We start from the raw sequence: 23,001 nt of genomic DNA on the forward strand, positions 1-23,001 counted from the left end.
ATTTATGCCGCCCAAGAATATTTTAAAAGTCGCACTAAATCTTTGCGAATGTCTGCAGGATTAGCATTTGCTGGATAACTCATCATCATGTGACCCAATGGATCGACTAAATACAGGCGATTAGACTGAAGCGCATTTTCACCTTTTAAGTCAAATTGCGCACTCAAGACTTTAATATCCGTTGCTGGTTGATTAATCACAGTTAAATCAGGAAAGTCTTTTTTAATCTTACTCATATCTTGCACATTAGTAATCAATACACGTTGCGTGCGTGGAATGTCTTTGTACAATGAAACATGAATTTGGCGCATATCTGTTAATTTTTTCATACAGGCAGCTTCGCATGTATCGGTCACATAGACCATATTCCATTTTTCAACCCAAAACTCATGGCTATCTTTGCCATTGTTATCTTGCAACGTAGCAGTCGCTTGAATCAATTTAGGCGGTGTAATCAGTTCACCGCGACTCTCGCCTGTTGGCTTAAAATTAAACTTAAACATCAATATAACTGCAATAATCGGCACCACAAAAAATGTGAGCATCATCAGAAAAATCGCTCGTCCTTTGCGTTGATCTTTACTGTTAATGTTATCGAGCGGTTCTGTTTGCATAATGAAGATTTACCTTAATATTCACGAATTTTTGCTAAATGTTAACTACTTTTTTGACTGAGTTTTTATACGACTGTATTAGATTTTCTTGGTCTTGTGATACTTAAGTACAAATAAATCATCAATGTCGCAAACGCAAACCCAAACCACTGATAGGCATAACCTAAATGGGTCACGATGCGTTCTTGAGACATTTCCCAGTTGCGGACAAAACCGCCCGCAGTACTTTTATTGTCTAATTTAATAATGATTGGCAGTATTTTAATCGGCACATTTTTAACATATTTTTGCATATCCAAATTTTGCCATACTGGTTGCCATGTTTTACTATCAGCGGCGATTTGTGCTTTATCTTCCAGTGTAAATATTTTTTTGGTAGGCACCCATGCCATACCTTGCACATCCAAAGTGCCTGATGGCGTTTCAAATACAGGCAAATCAGCACGTTTAGTCATGCCTTGTATCCATCCGCGATTGACCAACACATATTCATTTGTACCCGCAATCTTTAACGGCGTAACCACATGATATCCAACTAAGCTATTTTCTACTTTGTTGTCGATTAAAATTTGATACTGCGTTGCATACTCACCCTGCACGTGCGTTTTTTTAAACTCTAGAATTTCGCTGTTTGATAAATAGTCTTTTAAATCGGGCAATTTGTTTTTGTTCGACAATTCAAAATTTGCTTGAATCTTTTGTTTCAAGACTGCTTTCTCATACTGCCAAAAACCCAGCTTAATAAATAGTGGAATGCAGATAATGGTAAGCACAGTGCTCAATAATGACGCTTTAAATTGAAGCTTAAAAAAACTGAATTGCATTTATACTAGACCAGTCGCATAATTATTAAATAACTTCATTTGGACAAATCAATGTTTATAAAAATTGCAGTCGTTTTGGTATTAATTGTCATTTTAGGTAGTTTATTTTCAGCATTGTTCTTTTTGAATAAAGACAAAGCTGGTAGCGAGCGCACAGTAAGAGCACTTACAATTCGCATTGGGCTTTCAATCTTTTTATTTATCGGTTTATTAATTGCAGGTTCTTTCGGGTTAATTGGCCATTCTCTATAAGTTTTAAAGTAAATAAACTTTAAACCAAATAAAAAAGGGCGATGCATTGCATCGCCCTTTTTTATCGTTCTATTACAACCAATATACAAATATAAATAAGCCCAACCAAACCACATCCACAAAGTGCCAATACCAAGCGACACCTTCAAAACCAAAGTGATGCTCAGGTGTAAAATGGCCTTTCATGCAACGGATTAAAATAACAATCAGCATAATTGTACCAAGCGTTACATGGAAACCATGGAAACCTGTCAACATGAAAAAGGTTGCACCATATGCGCCACTGCCTAAAGTAAGGCCCATTTCCGTATAAGCCTCATGATACTCAAAACCTTGGCAGATTAAGAATGCAATACCCAACGCAACGGTTAATGCCATACCAGCAACCAACTGAGCACGCTTATTTTTAATCAAAGCCCAGTGCGCCCAAGTAATCGTAGCGCCAGATGTAAGCAATAAAGCGGTATTAATTGCTGGCAATCCCCATGGTGACATAGGGTGAAAATTAGCACTTGGCTTATATTCCGTACCAAGCACTGTGCCGCCAGGGCCTAATGATGGCCATGTGCTTAAAAAGTCTTTATACGGGGTAATGTCTGCATCAAAGCCAGCTAAATCTGGCACTGAAAGCACACGCATGTAAAACAACGCGCCAAAAAATGCAGCGAAGAAAGCTACTTCAGAACAGATAAACACAATCATACCGACACGGAATGATTTATCTTCCCAATTTTTATATTTTCCCGTCAAACTCTCTGTGATGACAGTGCCCATCCATTTGAATGTCATCGCAATGATGATTGCTGCACCTAAATACATCATCCACTGACCAAATGCCAAATGATTCATTTTGAAGATGAAACCAGAAGCAAGTGATAGCAAGCCGACCGACAAAATAGACGGATAGATACTACCGTGTGGAACGAAATATTGATTTTCTGAATGAGTTGCCATTCGTTTACTCCCAAGCACTTAAATTTTAATTATAACTTTGTAACGCTTTGTATGCGATACAAGCTCCCTGATTTTTAACTAAAAACTATTTTTTTGTTGCTTCAAAAAATGAATATGACAAAGTCATTTCACTGACATCTTTTGGTATTGCTGGATCGACAAAAAATCTTAATGGCATGACCTTGGTTTCACCTGGTTTTAAGCTTTGATTCACAAAACAAAAACACTCTATTTTTTTTAAATAAACCGATGCAATACCAGGTGTAACACTGGGTATTGCTTGTCCTGTGACCACTTGACTCGTTATATTTTTTGCTTCAAATAGCACTGTTTCAATTTGACCTGGATGCAATGTAATGCTGGCTTGTTTGGGATAAAAATTCCAACCTAAGCCTGGCATCACGGCAGATGTAAATTGCACAGTAACGCTTCTGGATTCATCTACTTTGGCTTTAGTCAAAGTAGATGCATTATTATCCGTTTTACCATTAAGGCCCGTGATACTACATAAAACGTCATATAAAGGCACTAAGGCAAACGCAAACAATAAGGAGCCTAGCGCCACCCAAATCATTTTAACGGCTAATTTATTATTCGCTTTATCCTGCTCAGCTTTCGTTTTCTGCCTAACTTCACTTGAGTCAGGTTTTGGATCTATTACAGGTTCCATATAGTAAACATCGACAACACATACCAACCTATGGCTATTACACCAAATATCAGGGCAATTTTTATATTTCTACGACGTCTTGCCAGTTCTTTATCTTCCATTTATTAAACATCCCATCCATTAAGTTTTCTATTGAATAGAAAAGCCCAAGCTAACTTGGGCTTTAAATGATTACATTACTTAATAGTAGGTTGCTCAGTAAAGCTATGATATGGAGGTGGTGAAGATAGTGTCCACTCTAAACCCTCTGCACCTTCCCACACTCTGTCAGTCGCTTTTTTTCCACCCTTTACGCACTTGATAATCACGTAAACAAACAACAACTGTGAGAAACCTAAGGCGAATGCTGAGATTGAAGAAATCATGTTGAACTCAGCAAACTGTAACGCATAGTCTGGAATACGACGTGGCATACCTGCCAAACCTACAAAGAATTGTGGGATAAATGTAAGGTTAAATGAAATTGCAGTTAACCAGAAATGCCATTTACCCAATTTTTCATCATACATATTGCCGGTCATTTTTGGCAACCAATAGTACACACCAGCCATAATACCCATGATGCCACCAGCAAATAACGTGTAGTGGAAATGCGCTACAACGAAATAACTATTATGGTATTGCGCATCGGCAGCAACGTCAGCCAACACTAAACCAGTAAGGCCACCAATACCGAACAAGATAATCCAACCTACTGCAAATAGCATAGGTGTCTCAAAGCTCATTGAGCCTTTCCACATGGTTTTAATCCAGCAGAAAAATAACACCGCTAATGGGAGTGAAATTGCCATCGTGCTATACATAAAGTAAAGCAAAGCTGGAACTGGCATACCTGCAGTAAAGAAGTGATGCGCCCAAACAACCACAGCTAAAGCACCAATCGCCCATAGTGAATACACTTGTGCTTTGTAACCGTACATTGGTTTACGTGAGAATGTTTGTAGAATTTGTGGAATGAAACCCCATACTGGCAGTAACAAAATATACACTTCTGGGTGACCAAAGAACCAGAATAAATGTTGGAACATGATTGGGTCACCACCACCAGCAGCATCAAAGAAATGCGTACCGAAGTGACGATCTGTTAACAACATTGTTACCGCACCAGCTAAAACAGGAATAGTCGCAACCAATAAGAATGCAGTAATTAACCAGCCCCATGCAAACATTGGCATTTTCATTAATGTCATACCAGGTGCACGCATATTGAACAATGTCACAATAATGTTAATTGAACCCATTACTGAAGAAATACCCAACAAGTGAACGGCAAAAATCGCGAAGTCTACGCCAATACCACCTTGCACTGATAGTGGCGGGTAGAATGTCCATCCCGTTGCTAATGCGCCATCACCAATACCAAATAAAGCCAATGTAAATGGTAATGTGAGTAAGATAGCCGAAGGCGGTAGTAGCCAAAAACCCCAGTTATTTAGACGCGGCAAAGCCATATCTGGCGCACCAATTTGCAATGGAATCATCCAGTTTGCAAAACCTGTTGCAGCTGGCATCAGTGCTGCGAAAATCATAATTAGTGCATGCACACCAATTAACTGATTAAAAAAGTCTGGATTCATCAACTGCAAACCTGGTTTAAACAATTCAGCACGAATGCCTAAAATCATCGAACCACCGACTAAAAACATCACTAATGAAAAAGTCAGATACATCGTACCGATATCTTTATGATTGGTGGTTGTCAGCCAACGCATAATGCCGGTCGGATGATCTTGATGCTCTTCGTGATTTGCTACCGTTGTTGTACTCATAGCGCTCTCCTGATTACTTTTATTTCAAACAAAAATAAATTACAAATATTGATTCAATTGATATTGATTTTAATTATTGTCTTGCCGCTTTAACTTGTGCTGGCTGAATAATCGGGTCTACGCTCGCGGCATTACCTAGTGCTTGACGCTCATAGGTTATGACAGCGGCAATTTCATTGTCGTTCAATGTTGCTTTCCAAGCTGGCATAACACCTTTACCATTAAGCAAACGATCCAGATGACCATCTTTTAAATATTTACCGTCTGGGCCAAATATTGGGGCAAGGGCAATTTTACTACCGGTTATTGCTGGGAAAGCAGGTGGAAGACCTGCACCGCTTACTTGGTGACATACTGCACAGTTTTTCTCGTAAACACCTTTACCCTGCGCAACTAAATCATCTTTAGTCATTTCTTTAATCTCGCCGGCTTTAGCAATCTCTGCTTTTTTAGCAGCTACCCATACTTTATATTCAGCCATTGGCACAGCATCTACAACAACAGGCATGTAACCATGGCCTTTGCCGCATAGCTCTTTACATTGTCCGCGATAGGTACCCGCTTTATCCACCTGCACCCATGTTTCACGAATAAAGCCTGGAACCGCTACACGTGATGAACCGAATTGTGGCACCCACCAGTTGTGCAATACATCTGATGCGGTCATTAAAATACGTACTTTTTCGCCAACAGGTAATACTAAGTGGTTATCCACTTCTAACAAATAGTGCTCGCCTTTTTCAGCAGCATTATGTTGTTGGTCTGATGTAGTCGTTAAGTTACTGACAAACTTGATGCCTTGTGCATCACCATCTAAATATTCATATTGCCAACGCCATTGCGAACCAGTCACTTTAATGACCATTGTCGCTTTATCGCGCGTATCTTCCATCATCACCACACTGTGATAAGCAGGAATACCCATAATCACAAAGTCGATCAGTAATAAGATAACAAACGGAACCAATACCCAGAAGATTTCTACTACTGTAGAAGGTGCTTTATCAGCAACAGCCTTATAGCCTTTATCTTTACGATGCGCAAAAATAGAGTAAATCATAATAGCCAGCACAATCACGAATATAATCATCGTAATCAGCATGAATTTATTATGAACGTGTAAGGTATCTAATGCCATCGGCGTGACTGGCTCTGGGAAATTCCAACTGTAATCAGCAAAAGCATTGAGCGAGCTAAGCATTGCTGCCAAACCTAACCCAATTTTTTTTAAAACTTGCATAAACCACTCCAAGACGAATTAATAAATAATCTAATTAATACTTTTTAATTTTTGTTTAAGCTCGTGTGCTAATGCCACGCGTTGCTCATCATTTATAAAATGCTTACCAAACTCAACTTCCTTACCATGTGAGCTGATAAATAGTGCATTTTTACTCACAATACCTTTGCCGCCAACAATATTACGCACATTGACTTGCGTCCAATACCGCTGAAACTCGGTTACGCTCGTTTCTCTAAAATTTCTTTTTTCTACAATTATTCTGTCATCTTCAATAGCAATACTTTCAAAATCGCCAGAGTGTAGATAAACATAGTAAAACGCATATGCAAATGCTGCCAATTCCAGCCCAGCGAACGGCAGCACTAACCACGCCCCAACATGCACGAAACCAAGCGCAACTACAAATGCAATAATCGCCAACACCACCATCAGCTTTAAACTGTTTTCGGGCGAAAGCGAATTATTGGGTCTTGCAATAATCTTACAATCCATTACTGATAACATTATTAATTCGGAGATTTAAATTCTCAAGCCTTATAAAATACTGTTCAATCAATGACTGTTACATCTTGTTACAAGTTTAATATCCAGCTTACCTCACGCTCAATATAAGCTGTTGCAATCTAAGCTAATCTTGTAGTCAAATCAGTGGCTTTAATCACTGTTAATTTAAAGATTATTTAAATTGGTGCCGGGAGGGGGAATCGAACCCCCACGTTGTCGCCAACGCGGGATTTTGAGTCCCGTGCGTCTACCAATTCCGCCATCCCGGCATGAGGTATAATGTCAACTTCATTATTATAACAAGTTTTTCGGCAATGCGAACCCAAGATTTTGACTTTTATTTACCTGATTCACTGATTGCACAACACCCTTCAAGCAAACGTAATGCTAGTAAACTACTTTATTTAAATAGTCAACCCAAGGTTATAGGTGACGAATTAGTCAGTCAAATAAGTGACCAATTATTTGTAGATTTACCCAATTTTTTATCGGCTGGCGACTTGTTGGTTTTTAACGACACTCGCGTCATTAAAGCACGGCTATTCGGCATTAAAACAAGTGGCGGTCAAGTCGAAGTTTTAATCGAGCGCGTATTAGATAGCCATCATGCATTAGCGCACGTACGTGCATCGCGCGCGCCAAAAGCGGGAAACACACTAAGATTAGCCGATGCATTTGATGCGAAAGTCATTGGTCGTGAGGATGATTTATTTCATCTGGAATTTTTGGGTGATATTGGCATATTCGATTTATTAGAACGTTATGGCGCCCTGCCATTGCCACCTTATATTACGCATGATGCAGACGCCGAAGACGATGCGCGTTACCAAACGGTTTACGCCAAACATGCCGGCGCTGTTGCTGCACCAACCGCTGGCTTACATTTTGATGAAGACATGTTAAAAATACTGGCAGCAAAAGGTGTTGGTATCGCGTATGTCACCTTACATGTCGGCGCTGGCACATTTCAACCCGTGCGTGTAGATGAAATCAAAGACCACAAAATGCATAGTGAGATTTATCATATTTCTGCTGAAACGATAGCAGCGATTGAAGCAACCAAATCAGTTGGCCGACAAGTAATTGCCGTCGGCACAACCAGTTTGCGCGCACTAGAAAGCGCAGCCTTAAACGGGACGCTGAAGGCAGGCAGCGCTGAAACCGCTATCTTTATTACACCAGGCTTTGAATTTAAAGTGATTGACAAATTACTCACCAACTTTCATTTACCTAAAAGCACGCTACTCATGTTAGTGTCAGCTTTTGCAGGATTTGCAGCGATGAAGCAAGCTTATGCGCATGCAATTGAAAAACAATATCGATTTTTTAGTTATGGTGATGCAATGCTAATTGAAAAAGCCAAGCTGTAATTAAAGTTACTGTTATTAAAAACTTCATTAAAATTAAGGTTAACTAAAAAATCCAGTCAAAATCCGCGTTGAACTAGTCAGTGAACACAAACACTAAAGCTTGCGTTCCATTAAGATGTTTATTTTTTGTATGCCTTATAGCTAGTTTGCATTAACGTATTCACCCAAGAAAGTTAACTCATTTATGTCTTTAATCAAACCAATTCTAATTAGCTCACTAGTGTTATCTAGCCTTTTATCAGCCAGCACGCTGATGGCAGAAGTGCTACCAGAAGCACTTGTGGTGATTAAAATTCCACTGGCAAAAAAACCGACAACGCGCCCGATGACAGTTGCTTACGTGCCAAGCGTGAAACATTATTACATTGCAGATGGCGGATTAGCACCATTAGCCACTGAATATGAAGCGGCAGTATCAAAATCGCAGATTCATGCCTACGATGAAGCTGGCAAATATGTCAATTCAAGCAAACCTGGCTACGACAATCGCTCTATTTATTACAACCCAAATACAGGCAAGCTGGAAACGATTACCTACAACGTATCCAGTGACGTTGGCTTTGCGCCGAATACAGGCATTTTCGCGATTCACTTATCTGAAACGGGGGAGGTAAAGAATACCTCTGATGAGCTATCTCTATTTAACCCAGCATTTGGTGATGCTGGCACCATGCCAAGTTTTGACGCAGAGAATAATCGCTATTTCGCCAAGCAAGAACGTGGTAATAAAGTATTTATTGTCGACCCGAAAAAACGTGAAAAAATTGGCGAAATTGCATTAGATTTTACTAAAGCAGGCGTTTTGCATGATGATATTAGTGATCACTATGTGGCTTACACTGGTGTAAAAGGTGAAGAGTTATTGCTGTTGGATGTGGATCACAAAGCCGCATTGATTTTTGACTTAACTGGAAAATTTGTTGCAAAAAGTGATTTGCCTAAAGACATGAAACTACGTTCACAAAATCACTTTAATGGTTTGGGTTATACCAATGATTTATTATTTGTGTATCACGAAAACGAAGGTGAATTTGGCACTTATTACGGTTTTAAAGTGGTTAAGTAATCTAATTAGATATTAGATTTAGGCATCAAAAAAAACCGCATACTAGATGCGGTTTTTTTATTTTAAATACTTAAATTTTACTTTTACTTAGCATTTATTTTCCTAGCGCGCCTGCTAATTTGCCAGAAGCCGCACCGAATAAAGCACCTAATACAACAGAAATAATGACTAATATCACAGGATTAGTCAGATTCAACGCTGTTGCATTAGCTGCCGTACTGGCTGTTAATGCTAAACCAGCGGTTGCAGCGTAACCGTAAACATTAGCTGGCACCACAGAAAGCAAATTGCAGCCGGCAACGATTACTAGTAGAAACACAGTTACTGCAATAATAACGGGAGCAGCCAACACGCCTAAAGCACCCAGCAAACCTGAACTCACCAAATATAAAGCAACGCCAGCGATTACCGCACCGTAACTCATGCCTGCAATAGTTTTTTGCAACGCTGCTGAATCACCTCCTGTATGGAAGTAACAACCCCATGCAATAAAACCAACCCATACTAATGTTGCACTTGCCAACGGATTTAATGCTAAATACGCCCAAACTCCACCTAAAATTGCGATACTCACTGCCAATGCTGTTAACTTCGACATACTTTTCTCCCTAAATTAAAAGGTAAAACTCTTTATAAAATAATGTTTTTGAGTATTACAGCCAATTAACTTAATGACCATACAACAACTTAACAGCGACAACATGACGACGCCTTTAATCGGCTTCAAACTAATTGGCTAGGCGTAGTCTAGACTTATTGTTGTCATATTGACAAGTTTTTTGTGAATCGCAGCGAATAACTGCTAAATTTTGATGGGATTTTATAGACGATAAAAAGCGCCAAAAACGCTGTAAAAGTAGACTAGCTAAAACTTATTCAGCGGATAGTGCCATTGCTTTTTCCAAGCACCAACCACTAAATTCGGATATTGCGGCCGACCCAAACTGCCGTTGTAGCGACCAAGTGCGCGATACAAATCGCCACGCTCTATATCTAAATAATGGCGCAAAATAGTACAGCCATAACGCAAATTAAGCCGCAAATGAAATAAATTATGCTCTGGGTTACCAATACTTTTTACCCAAAAAGGCATCACTTGCATATAACCACGTGCGCCTACAGAAGACACCGCATATTTTTTAAAGCCACTTTCCACCTGAATTAAACCCATCACCAATTGCGGATCTAAGCCTGCGCGCGTCGCTTCATAATGCACCGATCTTAAAAAATCTTCACGGTATGCTTGGTCTGGCATGCGCTTTTTCAGGCGTTGTGACATCTCCGCCATCCAAGCCTGACCTTCTGCTTGGCTTGCAAACATTAACTTTGGCGCCGCTAAATCACTAATCGATTTTTGCATTACCGCTTTGACTGAGTTAGAAAGCGGTTCTTCTCGCTGATTGCCAGCGAAACTAGTCGAAGTTACGCATAAAAAACAAATACTTAACCATAAAAATTGCCTCATTTTCATGGTTAAGTGTTGAGCAAACCACCCAAATGATTCATCACATCATTCAGCGCGATATTTTGCGCTTCTGATTGGCTACGCGATTTATATTCCACTTTGCCTTCTGCCAAACCACGATCACCAATCACAATGCGATGCGGAATACCCATTAAGTCACTTTCCGCAAACATCACACCTGGGCGTTCACCGCGATCATCCAGCAACACATCAAAGCCTGCTTTTTTGCAATCTGCATATAACTGATTAGCTGTATTTTTCACCAGCTCACTTTTATCCATGCCAATTGGGCAAATGACTAGCGCAAACGGCGCCATGCTTAATGGAAAAATAATACCTTTTTCATCATTACCTTGCTCAATCGCTGCGCCGACAATACGTGACACGCCAATGCCATAACAGCCCATTTCCATCACTTGTGATTGACCGTTTTCATCTAAATATGTTGCGTTCATGGCTTGTGCGTACTTAGTGCGCAGCTGAAAAATATGCCCAACTTCAATACCACGACACAAACTTAATGTACCTTTTCCATCAGGGCTTGCGTCACCATCGACTACATTCCGAATATCCGCAACCAAACTAGGCTCAGGCAAGTCGCGACCAAAATTAACACCGCTCAAGTGATATTTAGGCTTATTTGCGCCGCAGACAAAATCGCTCATATTGGCAACGGTTTTATCGGCAATCACAATAACATTCGCAGCTACATTTACTGGGCCGATAAAACCCGGTGGGCAGTTTAAATTGGCACGAATTTCTTCTTCAGTAGCCAGTCTAAAATCACCCAAAACCTTGCTCGTTTTCACTTCATTTAAACTATGGTCGCCACGTAATAAAGCTAAATAAAACTGTTCAACTTCTGTCTCTTTTTTCACCATTAAGGCGATAGACTTAACTGTCTGCTGAACAGTAATACCCAATAATTTCGCTACATCTTCACAGGTGGTTTGTTTTGGCGTCTCTACTTCGGTTAAGTTTTGGCTAGCCGCAGTTCTAATATTAGCTTCTGGTAAGGCTTCAGCTAATTCCACATTAGCTGCATAATCCGAACTTTCACAATATGCCAATGCGTCTTCGCCGCTATCTGCCAACACATGAAACTCTTGCGAACCATCACCACCGATAGCGCCAGAATCGGCTTTTACCGCACGAAACTTTAACCCTAAACGCGTAAAAACGTTGCTGTAGGCTTGATGCATATCCGCATAAGTTTTGGTTAACGATTCAAAATTAGTATGAAATGAATACGCATCTTTCATCATAAATTCGCGTGCGCGCATCACGCCAAAACGCGGGCGGATCTCATCACGGAATTTAGTTTGAATTTGGTAAAAGCTAATCGGTAATTGCTTGTAGCTGCTGATTTCGCGGCGCGCAATATCGGTAATCACTTCTTCATGTGTTGGGCCAAAACAAAAATCTCTATCATGCCGATCTTTGATTTTTAACATTTGAGGCCCAAAAACCGCCCAGCGGCCTGTTTCATCCCACAGCTCTTTTGGTTGTACTGCAGGCATTAACAATTCTAGTGCGCCTGCTTTATTCATTTCATCGCGTACTATATTCTCCACTTTACGCAATACGCGCAACCCCAGTGGCATCCAGCTATACAGGCCGCTACCCAGCTTTTTAATTAAGCCAGCACGCACCATTAATTTGTGCGAAATTAGCTCCGCATCTGCTGGAGCTTCTTTTTGGGTGGCAATAAAAAATTGGGATGCGCGCATGGGAATGATGTGGAATAAAAATTGAAACCGAATTTTAACGGTAAACGCATAATAAGTCAGTAGCGACTTACTGTTGAGAGACTGAATTGAAAGGTGCTTTTAAATTTGTAGCTGTGTGAGATTAGTCAATAATCTGAATATATGTGAGAAGTAATAATTTAAGTGTGAATATTTAAGATGAGATATTTTAATAAAAATGGACTAAATAATAACTGCAGCATCCGGCAACTCATTTTCATTCTCGCCATCGGCTGGGTAATATTGCTGCAGTAAAGCTCCAATCTGCTGAATACCATTCAAAACGCCAGCCTCAAATTCGCCATGCCTGAATTGCAATTCCATCGCATGGCAAATCGCTTCCCAGCCATCATTGCCTACATGTTGATGAATACCACGATCCGCTACAATTTCCACGTCACGGTCTGCCAGTAACAAATAAATCAGTACGCCATTATTTTGTTCGGTATCCCAAATATTCAGATGGCTAAACAGCTCAATTGCACGTTTTTTTGGCATTTTTTTGCTGAGTATTTCCAGCGGATGTAATCCAGCCTCCACCACAAAACGAATCTCACCAGAATGCGTTAATTCGCTAGCTTTAATTGCTTGCTCAATCCGGTGCAAAGCGGCTTTTGAAAAATGCTGATGCACTTGCCATTTTGACGGTTTAGCGGCGCTGATAACATGCGAAAAAAATCGCGCAATGGGATGCCTACGTTTCATTTAGCAATAATCTCCGCCATTACCAATCACCAGAAGCACCGCCGCCGCCAAATCCACCGCCGCCACCGCCCCAATTGCTTGAGCCGCCGCCGAAACCGCCGCCGCCCATTCCACCGCCCATGGGTATGCCGCCTAAACCGCGACCGCCCATCATCATGGTAAAAAAGAAAGCGACAATAGCCAAAATAACTGCGCCGCCAAGCGCGATACCTAATAACCAAACCGCGCCGCCAACCAAGCCTCCATTTAGCGCGCTACCGCCAAATGTGCCAAATATACTGCGCAAAAATAAGCCTGAAATTAAGCCGCCAAATAACAAAATAGGCAGTAGATTTTCTAAATTACTGCCGTTGTTTGCAGTTTTAGCTGGCGCTGGCAAAGGTTCGCCGTCAACCAAACCAATTAAAGTATCAACACCAGCATCCAACCCACCAAAATAATCACCTTGCTTAAATCTGGGTGAAATCACTTCATTAATCACGCGCTTGGCGATTAAATCGGGAATAGCGCCTTCTAAGCCATAACCGACTTCAATGCGCAATTTACGGTCATCTTTCGCGACTAAAACCAATATTCCATCGTCGACTTTTTCGCGCCCTACTTTCCATTGCTCAACGACTCGGATGGAGTATTGCGCGATATCTTCTGGCTGCGTGCTGGGCAGCATTAACACTGCAATTTGGCTACCTTTTTTTTGTTCAAAGGCCGCTAGTTTGGCTTCCAATTGGCTTTGTTGTTCTGCAGATAAGGTTTGAGTTAAATCGGTAACGCGCGATTTCAGTTCAGGGATGGCAACCAAATCCGCACGCGCTATGCTTGATGCGAATAACAGCATTACACATAGCGCATACAAGCTGGCTTTTAGTTTGAAAAACACTTTAATTCTGTAAGCAATAAATATCTAATAAAAAAGTTAAGTTAATTTGAGTATTAACTTAAGCTACTTTTTATCCCCAAAATCTACCTTAGGCGTCACAGAAATCGATTTTTCATTTTCTACTGTAAATGATGGCTTAGTTTTGTAGCCAAACATCATCGCGGTTAAATTATTGGGGAAACTACGCACGGCAACGTTGTAATCTTTAATCGTTGTAATGTAGCGATTGCGCGCCACTGTCACGCGATTTTCTGTGCCTTCCAATTGCGCCTGCAAATCTCTAAAACCTTGATCGGCTTTTAAATTAGGGTAATTTTCCGCTACAGCCATCAAGCGTGATAACGCGCCAGTCAATTGACCTTGCGCTGCTTGAAATTTGGCAAACGCTTCTGGGTCATTCAGCAATTCTGGCGTCACTTGCAGGCTACCCACTTTTGAACGCGCATTCGCTACATCGGTTAATACCTCTTGTTCATGCGCGGCATAACCTTTCACTGTTGCCACCAAATTAGGCACTAAATCTGCACGACGTTGATATTGATTCAACACTTCGGCCCAACTGGCTTTCGCTTCTTCATCTAAGGTTTGAAAATTGTTGTAGCCACAGCCAGATAAACTTAACGTGCTGATTAAAACAAATGCCAACGGTAAAAATTTCTGCCAAAAAGTACGCATTTTTAACTCCTTAATAGTGTGTAATTCAATTGTTTTAATTGGGTCAAATATTGGCTATTCAAGCATCTACACAAACATCAACGATCAAGCATTCACAACGCTTAACGCCATGCACAAATCATCCCACGTTTTGGCTTTATTAGGCAAATGCTGTAATAGTGCATCTGGGTGATACGTTACGACCACTTGCGTGCCATTCAGTAAATGTAATTTACCGCGTAAACTTTCAATCGTTTCTGCGCTAGTTAATAACTGTTGCGCCGCAATTTCGCCCATCGCCACAATTACGCTAGCACCAGAATCCGCAATATCTTGCTCTAATTGCTGTGTGTGTGCAGTTTGCGTGGGTTTGATTTTTAACGCACGTAAAATATTGTTAAACAACTCGGCAGATTGCCCTGTTAAAACCGCTGGCAAGACAAATACCCATTTTTTATCGTCAGATGCGACTAATACAGGGTTGCTTGCAATTACTTGTTGAATTGGGCTACTTTCAATTGGCTCAGCCTGCTTAACTTCCTCAATCTGCTCAACTTTTTCAGGCCTGTTTTCAGAAGTCTTAAGCAAAACTGGCTGTACTAATTCGACGATTGGCACGGCTGACAGCGGCGCGCGCAACTTCCAAACGGGCAATAGTTCCAGTTCGCGCAACACGTCTTCGCGTGTTATTTTACTAGCGTTTTCACGCGCTATTTTATAAGCATCTTCTTGCATAACCATTAAAGCGCCAACCCCATTAATACCGCATCTTCACGGCCATCATGTGCAGGATAATAGTTACGGCGCACAGCCATTTCGCAAAAGCCCATGTTTTCGTACAACGCAATTGCCGAAATATTACTAGGGCGCACTTCTAAAAACATATTGGCAGCCTTGTGGTTTTTAGCAATCTGTAACATATGTTCTAATAAATGCCTGCCCAAGCCTTGTTTTTGCTGATCTTTGGCAATGCTCAAATTAAGCAAATGCGCTTCGTCCAGCACCATCATTAATAACGCGTAACCAATCATTTTTTGATTAAGCTCTAAAATCCAAGCGCTGTATCCAGAATTAAGTGAATCGCTGAAATTACCGCGCGTCCATGGATGTGTATAAATCATTGGCTCAATCGCCATTACTGCATCCAAATCATCCATTTGCATAGGCCGTAATTGATATGCCTGTTTTAAGACAGCACTCATAGTCGCAAACCTTGCTCACGTTCAAGCGTAGTTAATGCCACGCGATTACGAATATAAATAGGCATTGCTTCCATTGCTGGTTTCGCCTGCCCTGCTGCAAAAACGGGCTGTGCTAAATGCAAAATAGCTTCGGCAGTCGGCGTAATACTTTGTAAAACATTCGGCAACTTTTGGCTTAAATTGTTGGTGTACAGCTGCGTTAGCGCTTCAGCATAAGCCGCCCAACCGCTACCAGCACCAAACCAATATTCACCTTCTAATGCTGGCGCATCTTGCGGCTTGCACACTTTGGTTTCGCTTACTTCAAGCCAATTACCATTCTCTTTAACTAAAGCTGCGTGATAAATTTCACCCATGCGTGCATCCAAACAGACAATCACTTTATCTTGCTTGCTTGCTTCGGCCACGGCAATTAATGTATTAATGCCCACAACAGGTAAATTAGCGCCAAAACCCAAGCCTTGCGCTACACCACTAGCAATGCGCACACCAGTAAATGCACCCGGCCCTGCGCCAAAAGCAATGCCATCTAAATCTTTCAATTCTACGTTAGCAGAATCTAACAAGATCTGAATTTGTGGCAATACCAATTGCGATGACCCTGAACCAGCGGCTTGATAATGCGTAAAAGTACGTTCGCCCAGCATTAAAGCCAGCGATAAAAATTCGGTAGAGGTGTCGAGTGCCAGTAAATTCATGCTAAAGAAATCATTTAATCAGCCGCTATTTTACCGCGCAATTGCTTCACTTGCCCACGCTGAGTTTTACTTTCCAACCTGCGTTGTTTAGAGCCATAACTAGGCCGTGTAGCGTAGCGGGTTGGTTTCACTTGGTTGGCAACATTCACAATCTCATGCAAACGCTTAATCGCATCTTTTTTATTCGTCTCTTGTGTGCGATATTGTTGCGCTTTCAATATCAACACACCCTCATCCGTAATGCGATTATCTTTGCTATGGATTAATTTCTCTTTCAGCCAATCACTCAAACTGCTGGCGTTAATATCAAAGCGCAGATGAATCGCACTAGAAACCTTATTCACATTCTGTCCGCCCGCGCCTTGCGCACGGATAGCGGTGAGTTCGTATTCGGTTTCAGGGATTAAAATCATGTATTTTCTTGTAGATTTTCAGAAAAGAAAGCCTCAACATCCGCCAACTCTTTTGTACGCTTAAATGGCGGCAAGCTCTGCCAAATACGTCTACCATAAGGCTTTGTAATCAATCTTGGGTCGCAAATCACCAGCACACCTCTATCGGTTTCATCACGAATCAATCGACCCGCACCTTGTTTTAGGGTAATGACGGAATACGGCAATTGATACTCCATAAAGGCGTTTTTGCCCTCTTGATTCATCTTATCGATGCGCGCAGAAAGTACAGGGTCATCGGGCGGGGCGAAAGGGAGCTTATCGATAATGACAACTGAGAGCGCTTCACCTCGTACATCTACGCCTTCCCAAAAGCTTTGGCTACCGACTAACACGGCATTGCCATGTGCTCGGAAACGATCTAATAATTCTGTGCGCGTACTTTCACCTTGCATCAGTAGCGGATATTCCATACCAGCACTGGCAAATGCATCTTTCAGCAATGCATGCACTTCGCGCATGGCTTTAAGCGATGTGCATAATACAAACGCACGGCCTTGGCTGGCTTGGATAACGGGTAAACTGGCAGCAGCAACGGCGGCGGCATAACTGGAGTTATTAGGGTCTGGCATATTGGCTGGCGCATACAATAACGCTTGATTGCCGTAATCAAACGGGCTTTCCCAAAAGCCAGTTTCAGCCGCGTGCAAACCCATTTGCGCGATGTAATGGCTGAAGTCACTTTTAACTGCCAACGTAGCAGAAGTAAAGATCCAAGCACGTGGTTGGGCGTTTAATTGTTTGCTAAAGCCATCTGCCACGCTCAACGGCGTGGCATGTAGTTGAATGGATTGCGTAAATACCTCTATCCAGCGCACTAAATTAGCATTTTCGGCTTTAATCCAATTGTTAAGTTGCTCGCTTAATGCCTCGCCGCGTTGCCAGCATTTCTCTAACATCGGGTCGCGCGCGGCTTGGCTTTCTAATACTTTATTCAAATCTTTGAGCATCATTTGCATATCGCAAAAAGCAAACTCAAAATTTTTCAGCGCCAAGGCTTTTTGCACGGGCATGCGCGAACCTTCAAACTGGAATACCAGCCGAAAATCTTTACAGGCTTTTTCTAACAGTGGAATCGCTTTGCCAAGCTCAATGCAATCTTTTGCCAAGGTTAAATGTGCGGCTGTGCTATCACGACATAATTCGATTAATTGGCTGGTGGAAATATCTTCACCAAAGAACAAGCCGGCTACTTCTGGTAATTGATGCGCTTCATCAAAAATGACTGTGTTGGCACTTGGCAAAAGCTCTGCCACTCCCTCATCGCGCAACATCACATCAGCAAAGAATAAATGATGATTCACCACGACTATATCAGCCGCCAGCGCCTTTTTGCGCGCTTCCATCACAAAGCAATCTTTGTAGAAATTACAATCCTGCCCTAAACAATTATCGCGGTTAGAAGTTACGTTAAGCCAAATAGTGGCATTTTCAGGCACTTCAGTTAACTCACTTTTATCGCCAGTTTTTGAATTTTCAGCAAAATTTTTGATTAAGTGTACATAGTTAGCATCTTCGCGCGAGGCAAAACGTCCGCTTTGCGCCGCAGCTTCTAAATGATAATGACAAACATAATTAGAACGCCCTTTTAACATAGCAACACTGACAGGTACTTTTAACGCATCGCGCACATTGGGCAAATCGCGATTAAACAACTGGTCTTGCAGCGTTTTGGTGCCAGTGGAAATAATCACTTTTCCACCTGAAAGCAGCGCCGGAACTAGGTAAGCAAATGTTTTGCCTGTGCCTGTACCAGCCTCAGCCACTAGCTGTTTGTTATCTTTAATAGCGGCTTCAATCGCCAGCGCCATTTCTAGCTGTTGATGGCGCTCTGAAAAGCCTTCAATCGCTTCAGCTAATGTACCGCCTTGCTTAAAAACTTGTGTTAATAGTGAATTTTCAACCATGCTTAAATTATCCCATGAATACCTGACACGATTCAGCCGTGCTTATATATAAAGCAAAACTATTAGTAAAAGTATTGCGTTATGTTTTATAAATTGTTAGCCTAGCGTTGCTATTAGCTTGAAATGATGGTTTTAATTCTGTTCTATCTCTAGGGAGGATGTATGGATTTAGCTTTGATTATTCAATTAATAAGTGGTGCAGTAGGTGGCAATGTTGCCGGTGGTTTACTTAAAAATATTAGCTTAGGTACGTTGGGCAATTCGTTAGTCGGTATTTTAGGCGGCGGTTTAGGTGGTCAATTATTAAGCCTATTAGGTGTTGGCGGTGCAGCTGCAGCCAGTACTGCTGGCGGTGTAGATATTGCCTCAATTGTTACACAAGTAGTTGGCGGCGGCGTAGGTGGCGGTGTTTTGCTGGCGATCGTTGGCTTGATTAAAAACGCAATAGCAAAAAATTAGTTGTTTCAAATCAGCCTATTTTGGGTTTCAACGTTAGTCTTAATTGACTGACTTTGTATATTTAAAATAGGCTTCATTTAATTTATTCAATATCCATATTCACTTTAAATTTCTCTTAAATTTTTAACACATTTAAATTTATCTCAAATTATTGCATGAAATTTTTTATTTTCTTTCTGACAGTTTTTTTAAGCGTTTGCTTAAACGCACATGCAGAGCAATCTTTTTTACAAAATGCTGCTGGCGTTAAGCTATACAACATAGACGAAACTGAAGAATTAGATCATCAAGAAAAACCAGACACTTGGCAAACGCGTGCGCAAGAAGTGCTGGTGAATGCATTAAGTTTAACGGGCATTCAATATAAATATGGTGGCAAAAGCCCTGAGACAGGTTTTGATTGCAGTGGATTTGTGCGCTACGTATTTAGCCAAGCCACTAATTTATCGTTACCACCAACTGCACGTGCGATTAGCCAAATCGGCAAAACAATCAAAAAAGATGAGTTACAACCAGGCGATTTGGTGTTTTTTAATACCTTAAAATCAGCTTTTTCACATGTGGGCATTTACATGGGCGATAACAAATTCATTCATGCGCCAAGCACTGGCAAGACCGTGCGCGTTGAGAGCATGAAGAGTAGCTATTGGGCAAAACGATTTAGTGGCGCGCAACGTCTGGATACAGAAGTTGAAAAAACTGCGGTCACTTCTAATTAATATCTAATCAGCAAATTATTGAGTCAATCAGCTGAAATTAAATAAATAATTTGAAACAAAAAAAGCGGCAAAAGCCGCTTTTTTATTTTGGTTGATGCTAATTTAACTAAATTAAATCTTACTCATGAAATTTAGCAATTTCACCCGGTTTACGCAGCATTTTATCTACTTCACCCAAATGTAATTCTTCTTGATAAATCATCTCACGCGCATATTCTTCTAGCATCACAGAGTCGCCTTCGACTAATTTCAATAACGCTTTGTAAGCATTTAATGAAACTGTCTCGTGTGCCAATGATTCACGCAAGATATCACCAATATCGTGATTGTGTGTTTCTAATAATGGGCCAATTGACAATGATGGATGTCCGCCCAAATGTGTGATTAACTCACCGGCTTTATCTGCATGCGTCAATGATTCTGCTGCTTGGCTACGTAACCAAGAAACGATTGGAATACGATTGTAACCAAAGACCATAAGTGCGTAATGCGTATAACGTACAACGCCGGCTAGTTCCAACTCTAAAATCGTATTTAAGGCACTAACTACTGGGCTTTTTATACCATGATCATCTGACATTTTATTCTCCTAAACTGTTCGCAATAATGTTCGTTAGTTGAGCGCTGTGTTTCAATAAAAGACTCAATGGAACGCAGTTTATAGCAAATAAAAATCGTTTGCAGAATTGCAAATAGTTCGCATTGTCACTATCAAATAGATTCGGGGCAGATACTTTCGGGCAAATAGATTAATTGAGAAAATCTGGCATTTATCATCAATCACTTAACACTAAATATTGCACGATTTTTTGTGTTAAGTTTGAGTGTTAACTCTGCCTGTCACTATGGCCTAAATCGCGTTCTGGTGAAATCACATCACGAATCAACTGCTTTAATTCTTTTGATTCTGGAAAGCGCCCCGCTTGTTTACGATTGAATATCACCACATCGTTCAAACGCACTTCAAATATGCCACCAGTTCCAGGCTGCAAACTCACCGTTTTTAAATCCGCTTCAAAAGTGGTTAACAGTTCTTGTGCAAGCCACGCTGCGCGCAATAACCAGCGGCATTGTGTGCAATATTCTATATTTACTTGATGTGTACTCAATATCAATCTCTTTCTTGTAAAGTTAGGCAAAATTATCGGTGCGTACTATTCAATTAACTTGAAATAGCGCAAAATGAACCTATTGTTTTATTTTAAGCTCATAGCTAAGTTATATACAAAACTTATGTGTAGCGAATGGTTAATTTATTGAAAAGGGTATGCATGCGGTCTTCTTTTGAAAAAATGGGTTTAATTGGATCTGGTGTTTTAGTGGGCGTATTAATTAGCCTGAATTTTTCGGCATTGGCTGAGAAAACCAGTGTTTCACAATTGCCTTTGGATGATTTACGCGTATTTGCTGAAGTATTCGGCAAAGTGAAAAGCGATTATGTAGAGCCAGTTGAAGACAAAAAACTCATCAACGAAGCCTTAACTGGCATGCTTTCAGGTTTAGATCCACATTCTACTTTTATGGATGCAGATGGTTACAAAGATTTACAAGCTGGTACGCAAGGTGAGTTTGGTGGACTGGGCATTGAAGTCGCCATGGAAGATGGCTTGGTTAAAGTAATTACACCGATTGAAGATAGCCCTGCCTACAAAGCTGGTTTGAAAACAGGCGATTTAATTTCTAAATTAGATGACACGCAAGTGCGCGGCTTAAGCTTGAATGACGCAGTTAAAAAAATGCGCGGCAAACCTGACACTTCTATTGTGTTAACTGTATTGCGTAAAGGCGAAACCAAACCGTTAACGTTCACATTAACCCGCGCGATTATCAAATCTCAAAGTGTTAAAAATAAATTTATTGAGCCAGGTTACGCTTATCTACGTATTACACAGTTCCAAGAGCATACTGGTGAAGATTTAGCAAAAGCATTAAAAGATTTACACGCTCAAAATAAAGGTCCTTTCAAAGGTATCGTATTGGATTTGCGCAATAATCCAGGTGGCTTGTTAGATGCCGCAGTAGGTGTTTCAGCCGCATTTTTACCAAAAGACGAATTAGTTGTGTACACAGAAGGCCGTACAGCTGATGCGAAAATGCACTTAAATGCCACACCGCTAGATTATGCGCGCCGCGGTAAAGTGGATTATTTAAAAGATGAAGCGACTGATTACAAAAAAACACCGATTGTTGTGTTGATTAATAATGGTTCTGCCTCAGCATCTGAAATTGTTGCTGGCGCGTTGCAAGATCACAAACGTGCGACTATTTTAGGCACACAAAGCTTTGGTAAAGGTTCTGTGCAAACCATCTTACCAATGAATAACGGTAGTGCGATTAAATTGACGACAGCGCGTTATTTCACACCAAAAGGTCGTTCGATTCAAGCTAAAGGCATCGTGCCAGATATTATTGTGGAAGATGGTTTTGATCAATCGAATAATATTCGTGAAGCCGATTTAGCTAAACATTTATCTAATCCGAAAGAAGCCGAAGCACCAGCTAAAGTAATCGATGATGAAAAAGCAGCCGCGATTCAAAAAGCCAATGAGAAAAAATTTGCTGAGCAGAAAGGTCCAATCGAACCAGCGAGCAAAGATGATATTCAATTTGTGCAGGCGATGAATGTATTGAAAGGTTTACCAGTACAGAAATCACCAGAAGTAAAAGCGCCAGAGGCAACACCTGCAACAGAAAAAGCGCCAGCAGAAATTAAAAAATAATTACTTGCTCTTTAAAAGCCCTGCTAAAGCTTGTGTTAATCACATCGCTTCTAGCAGGGCTTTTTTGCTTTTACTATGAATAATTTACGTGAGTATGGCAGCTAACTTATTACACGCTATGATAGTGAT

At 40.9% G+C, this 23,001-nt stretch carries 26 protein-coding genes and 1 tRNA gene; 6 read left to right on the forward strand and 21 right to left on the reverse strand.

Annotated features, from left to right (window positions below):
• Positions 1-2: 2 nt before the first annotated feature.
• Positions 3-614, reverse strand: a complete 612-nt coding sequence (locus METVE_RS0101940) for an SCO family protein (RefSeq protein ID WP_020166764.1) — start codon at positions 612-614, stop codon at positions 3-5.
• Between the two features lie 65 nt (positions 615-679).
• Positions 680-1,387: an SURF1 family protein gene (locus METVE_RS0101945; protein ID WP_232496457.1), complete on the reverse strand. Its 708-nt coding sequence runs from the start codon at positions 1,385-1,387 to the stop codon at positions 680-682.
• A gap of 102 nt (positions 1,388-1,489) precedes the next feature.
• Here METVE_RS0101945 and METVE_RS12665 point away from each other — a divergent pair, with 102 nt between their 5' ends.
• Complete coding sequence (locus METVE_RS12665; protein WP_020166766.1) at positions 1,490-1,690, forward strand: twin transmembrane helix small protein; 201 nt, start codon at positions 1,490-1,492, stop codon at positions 1,688-1,690.
• Between the two features lie 72 nt (positions 1,691-1,762).
• Here METVE_RS12665 and METVE_RS0101955 read toward each other — a convergent pair whose 3' ends face one another.
• The 6 genes from METVE_RS0101955 to METVE_RS0101980 all read right to left on the reverse strand — a co-directional run bounded on the left by METVE_RS0101955 (position 1,763) and on the right by METVE_RS0101980 (position 7,099).
• A complete protein-coding gene (locus METVE_RS0101955) occupies positions 1,763-2,644 on the reverse strand; it encodes a cytochrome c oxidase subunit 3 (protein WP_020166767.1) in 882 nt (293 codons plus the stop codon).
• A gap of 85 nt (positions 2,645-2,729) precedes the next feature.
• Positions 2,730-3,314: a cytochrome c oxidase assembly protein gene (locus METVE_RS0101960; protein WP_020184159.1), complete on the reverse strand. Its 585-nt coding sequence runs from the start codon at positions 3,312-3,314 to the stop codon at positions 2,730-2,732.
• Positions 3,315-3,490: 176 nt separating this feature from the next.
• A complete protein-coding gene (ctaD, locus tag METVE_RS0101965; RefSeq protein WP_020166769.1) occupies positions 3,491-5,083 on the reverse strand; it encodes a cytochrome c oxidase subunit I in 1,593 nt (530 codons plus the stop codon).
• A 73-nt stretch (positions 5,084-5,156) separates the two neighbouring features.
• Positions 5,157-6,323, reverse strand: coding sequence for a cytochrome c oxidase subunit II (gene coxB, locus METVE_RS0101970; protein ID WP_020166770.1), 1,167 nt, complete (start codon positions 6,321-6,323; stop codon positions 5,157-5,159).
• Positions 6,324-6,353: 30 nt separating this feature from the next.
• Positions 6,354-6,830 (reverse strand): DUF2244 domain-containing protein, encoded by a 477-nt coding sequence (locus METVE_RS0101975; RefSeq protein WP_020166771.1) that lies wholly within the window; start codon positions 6,828-6,830, stop codon positions 6,354-6,356.
• Between the two features lie 182 nt (positions 6,831-7,012).
• A tRNA-Leu gene (locus METVE_RS0101980) sits at positions 7,013-7,099 on the reverse strand.
• 45 nt (positions 7,100-7,144) lie between these two features.
• Between METVE_RS0101980 and queA the strand changes: the two genes are divergently transcribed.
• Both queA and METVE_RS0101990 read left to right on the forward strand, forming a co-directional pair.
• A complete protein-coding gene (gene queA, locus METVE_RS0101985; RefSeq protein WP_020166772.1) occupies positions 7,145-8,200 on the forward strand; it encodes a tRNA preQ1(34) S-adenosylmethionine ribosyltransferase-isomerase QueA in 1,056 nt (351 codons plus the stop codon).
• Between the two features lie 184 nt (positions 8,201-8,384).
• Positions 8,385-9,266, forward strand: a complete 882-nt coding sequence (locus METVE_RS0101990) for a hypothetical protein (RefSeq protein WP_020166773.1) — start codon at positions 8,385-8,387, stop codon at positions 9,264-9,266.
• Positions 9,267-9,360: 94 nt separating this feature from the next.
• Here METVE_RS0101990 and METVE_RS0101995 read toward each other — a convergent pair whose 3' ends face one another.
• The 11 genes from METVE_RS0101995 to METVE_RS0102045 form a co-directional block, all read right to left on the reverse strand.
• On the reverse strand, positions 9,361-9,864 hold the full coding sequence (locus METVE_RS0101995; protein ID WP_020166774.1) for a DUF1097 domain-containing protein: 504 nt from the start codon (positions 9,862-9,864) through the stop codon (positions 9,361-9,363).
• 267 nt (positions 9,865-10,131) lie between these two features.
• The gene (locus tag METVE_RS0102000) at positions 10,132-10,737 is read right to left on the reverse strand and encodes a lytic transglycosylase domain-containing protein (RefSeq protein WP_020166775.1); all 606 of its coding nucleotides are present in this window, start codon (positions 10,735-10,737) and stop codon (positions 10,132-10,134) included.
• 2 nt (positions 10,738-10,739) lie between these two features.
• On the reverse strand, positions 10,740-12,461 hold the full coding sequence (locus METVE_RS0102005; RefSeq protein WP_020166776.1) for a proline--tRNA ligase: 1,722 nt from the start codon (positions 12,459-12,461) through the stop codon (positions 10,740-10,742).
• Between the two features lie 201 nt (positions 12,462-12,662).
• Positions 12,663-13,184: a TPM domain-containing protein gene (locus METVE_RS0102010; protein WP_020166777.1), complete on the reverse strand. Its 522-nt coding sequence runs from the start codon at positions 13,182-13,184 to the stop codon at positions 12,663-12,665.
• Between the two features lie 19 nt (positions 13,185-13,203).
• Positions 13,204-14,061, reverse strand: a complete 858-nt coding sequence (locus METVE_RS0102015; RefSeq protein WP_020166778.1) for a TPM domain-containing protein — start codon at positions 14,059-14,061, stop codon at positions 13,204-13,206.
• Between the two features lie 63 nt (positions 14,062-14,124).
• Positions 14,125-14,736 carry a LemA family protein gene (locus METVE_RS0102020; RefSeq protein WP_020166779.1) on the reverse strand — a complete coding sequence of 204 codons (612 nt, stop codon included), beginning with the start codon at positions 14,734-14,736 and terminating at the stop codon, positions 14,125-14,127.
• Between the two features lie 84 nt (positions 14,737-14,820).
• Positions 14,821-15,456, reverse strand: coding sequence for a uracil-DNA glycosylase family protein (locus METVE_RS0102025; RefSeq protein WP_020166780.1), 636 nt, complete (start codon positions 15,454-15,456; stop codon positions 14,821-14,823).
• Complete coding sequence (gene rimI, locus METVE_RS0102030) at positions 15,456-15,917, reverse strand: ribosomal protein S18-alanine N-acetyltransferase (RefSeq protein ID WP_020166781.1); 462 nt, start codon at positions 15,915-15,917, stop codon at positions 15,456-15,458. The genes METVE_RS0102025 and rimI overlap by 1 nt, the downstream gene beginning before the upstream one ends.
• Positions 15,914-16,615, reverse strand: coding sequence for a tRNA (adenosine(37)-N6)-threonylcarbamoyltransferase complex dimerization subunit type 1 TsaB (gene tsaB, locus METVE_RS0102035; RefSeq protein ID WP_020166782.1), 702 nt, complete (start codon positions 16,613-16,615; stop codon positions 15,914-15,916). Before tsaB ends, rimI begins: the two co-directional genes overlap by 4 nt.
• Before the next feature lie 14 nt (positions 16,616-16,629).
• Positions 16,630-17,028 carry an alternative ribosome rescue aminoacyl-tRNA hydrolase ArfB gene (gene arfB / locus METVE_RS0102040; protein WP_020166783.1) on the reverse strand — a complete coding sequence of 133 codons (399 nt, stop codon included), beginning with the start codon at positions 17,026-17,028 and terminating at the stop codon, positions 16,630-16,632.
• Positions 17,025-18,974 (reverse strand): ATP-dependent DNA helicase, encoded by a 1,950-nt coding sequence (locus METVE_RS0102045; protein WP_020166784.1) that lies wholly within the window; start codon positions 18,972-18,974, stop codon positions 17,025-17,027. The genes arfB and METVE_RS0102045 overlap by 4 nt, the downstream gene beginning before the upstream one ends.
• Before the next feature lie 162 nt (positions 18,975-19,136).
• Here METVE_RS0102045 and METVE_RS0102050 point away from each other — a divergent pair, with 162 nt between their 5' ends.
• Together METVE_RS0102050 and METVE_RS0102055 are read left to right on the forward strand one after the other, a co-directional pair.
• The gene (locus METVE_RS0102050) at positions 19,137-19,433 is read left to right on the forward strand and encodes a hypothetical protein (protein ID WP_020166785.1); all 297 of its coding nucleotides are present in this window, start codon (positions 19,137-19,139) and stop codon (positions 19,431-19,433) included.
• 155 nt (positions 19,434-19,588) lie between these two features.
• Positions 19,589-20,152, forward strand: a complete 564-nt coding sequence (locus METVE_RS0102055) for a C40 family peptidase (RefSeq protein WP_020166786.1) — start codon at positions 19,589-19,591, stop codon at positions 20,150-20,152.
• 118 nt (positions 20,153-20,270) lie between these two features.
• On the opposite strand, the gene METVE_RS0102060 is transcribed toward METVE_RS0102055, so the two are convergent.
• Both METVE_RS0102060 and METVE_RS0102065 read right to left on the reverse strand, forming a co-directional pair.
• Positions 20,271-20,732 carry a ferritin-like domain-containing protein gene (locus METVE_RS0102060; protein ID WP_020166787.1) on the reverse strand — a complete coding sequence of 154 codons (462 nt, stop codon included), beginning with the start codon at positions 20,730-20,732 and terminating at the stop codon, positions 20,271-20,273.
• A 247-nt stretch (positions 20,733-20,979) separates the two neighbouring features.
• Positions 20,980-21,261 carry a SelT/SelW/SelH family protein gene (locus tag METVE_RS0102065; protein ID WP_020166788.1) on the reverse strand — a complete coding sequence of 94 codons (282 nt, stop codon included), beginning with the start codon at positions 21,259-21,261 and terminating at the stop codon, positions 20,980-20,982.
• 162 nt (positions 21,262-21,423) lie between these two features.
• Here METVE_RS0102065 and METVE_RS0102070 point away from each other — a divergent pair, with 162 nt between their 5' ends.
• Complete coding sequence (locus METVE_RS0102070) at positions 21,424-22,872, forward strand: S41 family peptidase (protein ID WP_020166789.1); 1,449 nt, start codon at positions 21,424-21,426, stop codon at positions 22,870-22,872.
• Positions 22,873-23,001 lie beyond the last annotated feature (129 nt).

Origin of the sequence: Methylotenera versatilis 79 (assembly GCF_000384375.1) — a bacterium.
GTDB lineage: Bacteria > Pseudomonadota > Gammaproteobacteria > Burkholderiales > Methylophilaceae > Methylotenera_A > Methylotenera_A versatilis_B.

Excerpts from the sequence above, each read along its gene's own strand:
- METVE_RS0101940 (WP_020166764.1), bottom strand. The coding sequence starts at position 614 with ATGCAAACAGAACCGCTCGATAACATTAACAGTAAAGATCAACGCAAA.
- METVE_RS12665 (WP_020166766.1), top strand. The coding sequence starts at position 1,490 with ATGTTTATAAAAATTGCAGTCGTTTTGGTATTAATTGTCATTTTAGGT.
- METVE_RS0101955 (WP_020166767.1), bottom strand. The coding sequence starts at position 2,644 with ATGGCAACTCATTCAGAAAATCAATATTTCGTTCCACACGGTAGTATC.
- METVE_RS0101960 (WP_020184159.1), bottom strand. The coding sequence starts at position 3,314 with ATGGAACCTGTAATAGATCCAAAACCTGACTCAAGTGAAGTTAGGCAG.
- ctaD (WP_020166769.1), bottom strand. The coding sequence starts at position 5,083 with ATGAGTACAACAACGGTAGCAAATCACGAAGAGCATCAAGATCATCCG.
- coxB (WP_020166770.1), bottom strand. The coding sequence starts at position 6,323 with ATGCAAGTTTTAAAAAAAATTGGGTTAGGTTTGGCAGCAATGCTTAGC.
- METVE_RS0101975 (WP_020166771.1), bottom strand. The coding sequence starts at position 6,830 with ATGTTATCAGTAATGGATTGTAAGATTATTGCAAGACCCAATAATTCG.
- queA (WP_020166772.1), top strand. The coding sequence starts at position 7,145 with ATGCGAACCCAAGATTTTGACTTTTATTTACCTGATTCACTGATTGCA.
- METVE_RS0101990 (WP_020166773.1), top strand. The coding sequence starts at position 8,385 with ATGTCTTTAATCAAACCAATTCTAATTAGCTCACTAGTGTTATCTAGC.
- METVE_RS0101995 (WP_020166774.1), bottom strand. The coding sequence starts at position 9,864 with ATGTCGAAGTTAACAGCATTGGCAGTGAGTATCGCAATTTTAGGTGGA.
- METVE_RS0102000 (WP_020166775.1), bottom strand. The coding sequence starts at position 10,737 with ATGAAAATGAGGCAATTTTTATGGTTAAGTATTTGTTTTTTATGCGTA.
- METVE_RS0102005 (WP_020166776.1), bottom strand. The coding sequence starts at position 12,461 with ATGCGCGCATCCCAATTTTTTATTGCCACCCAAAAAGAAGCTCCAGCA.
- METVE_RS0102010 (WP_020166777.1), bottom strand. The coding sequence starts at position 13,184 with ATGAAACGTAGGCATCCCATTGCGCGATTTTTTTCGCATGTTATCAGC.
- METVE_RS0102020 (WP_020166779.1), bottom strand. The coding sequence starts at position 14,736 with ATGCGTACTTTTTGGCAGAAATTTTTACCGTTGGCATTTGTTTTAATC.
- METVE_RS0102025 (WP_020166780.1), bottom strand. The coding sequence starts at position 15,456 with ATGGTTATGCAAGAAGATGCTTATAAAATAGCGCGTGAAAACGCTAGT.
- rimI (WP_020166781.1), bottom strand. The coding sequence starts at position 15,917 with ATGAGTGCTGTCTTAAAACAGGCATATCAATTACGGCCTATGCAAATG.
- tsaB (WP_020166782.1), bottom strand. The coding sequence starts at position 16,615 with ATGAATTTACTGGCACTCGACACCTCTACCGAATTTTTATCGCTGGCT.
- arfB (WP_020166783.1), bottom strand. The coding sequence starts at position 17,028 with ATGATTTTAATCCCTGAAACCGAATACGAACTCACCGCTATCCGTGCG.
- METVE_RS0102045 (WP_020166784.1), bottom strand. The coding sequence starts at position 18,974 with ATGGTTGAAAATTCACTATTAACACAAGTTTTTAAGCAAGGCGGTACA.
- METVE_RS0102050 (WP_020166785.1), top strand. The coding sequence starts at position 19,137 with ATGGATTTAGCTTTGATTATTCAATTAATAAGTGGTGCAGTAGGTGGC.
- METVE_RS0102055 (WP_020166786.1), top strand. The coding sequence starts at position 19,589 with ATGAAATTTTTTATTTTCTTTCTGACAGTTTTTTTAAGCGTTTGCTTA.
- METVE_RS0102060 (WP_020166787.1), bottom strand. The coding sequence starts at position 20,732 with ATGTCAGATGATCATGGTATAAAAAGCCCAGTAGTTAGTGCCTTAAAT.
- METVE_RS0102070 (WP_020166789.1), top strand. The coding sequence starts at position 21,424 with ATGCGGTCTTCTTTTGAAAAAATGGGTTTAATTGGATCTGGTGTTTTA.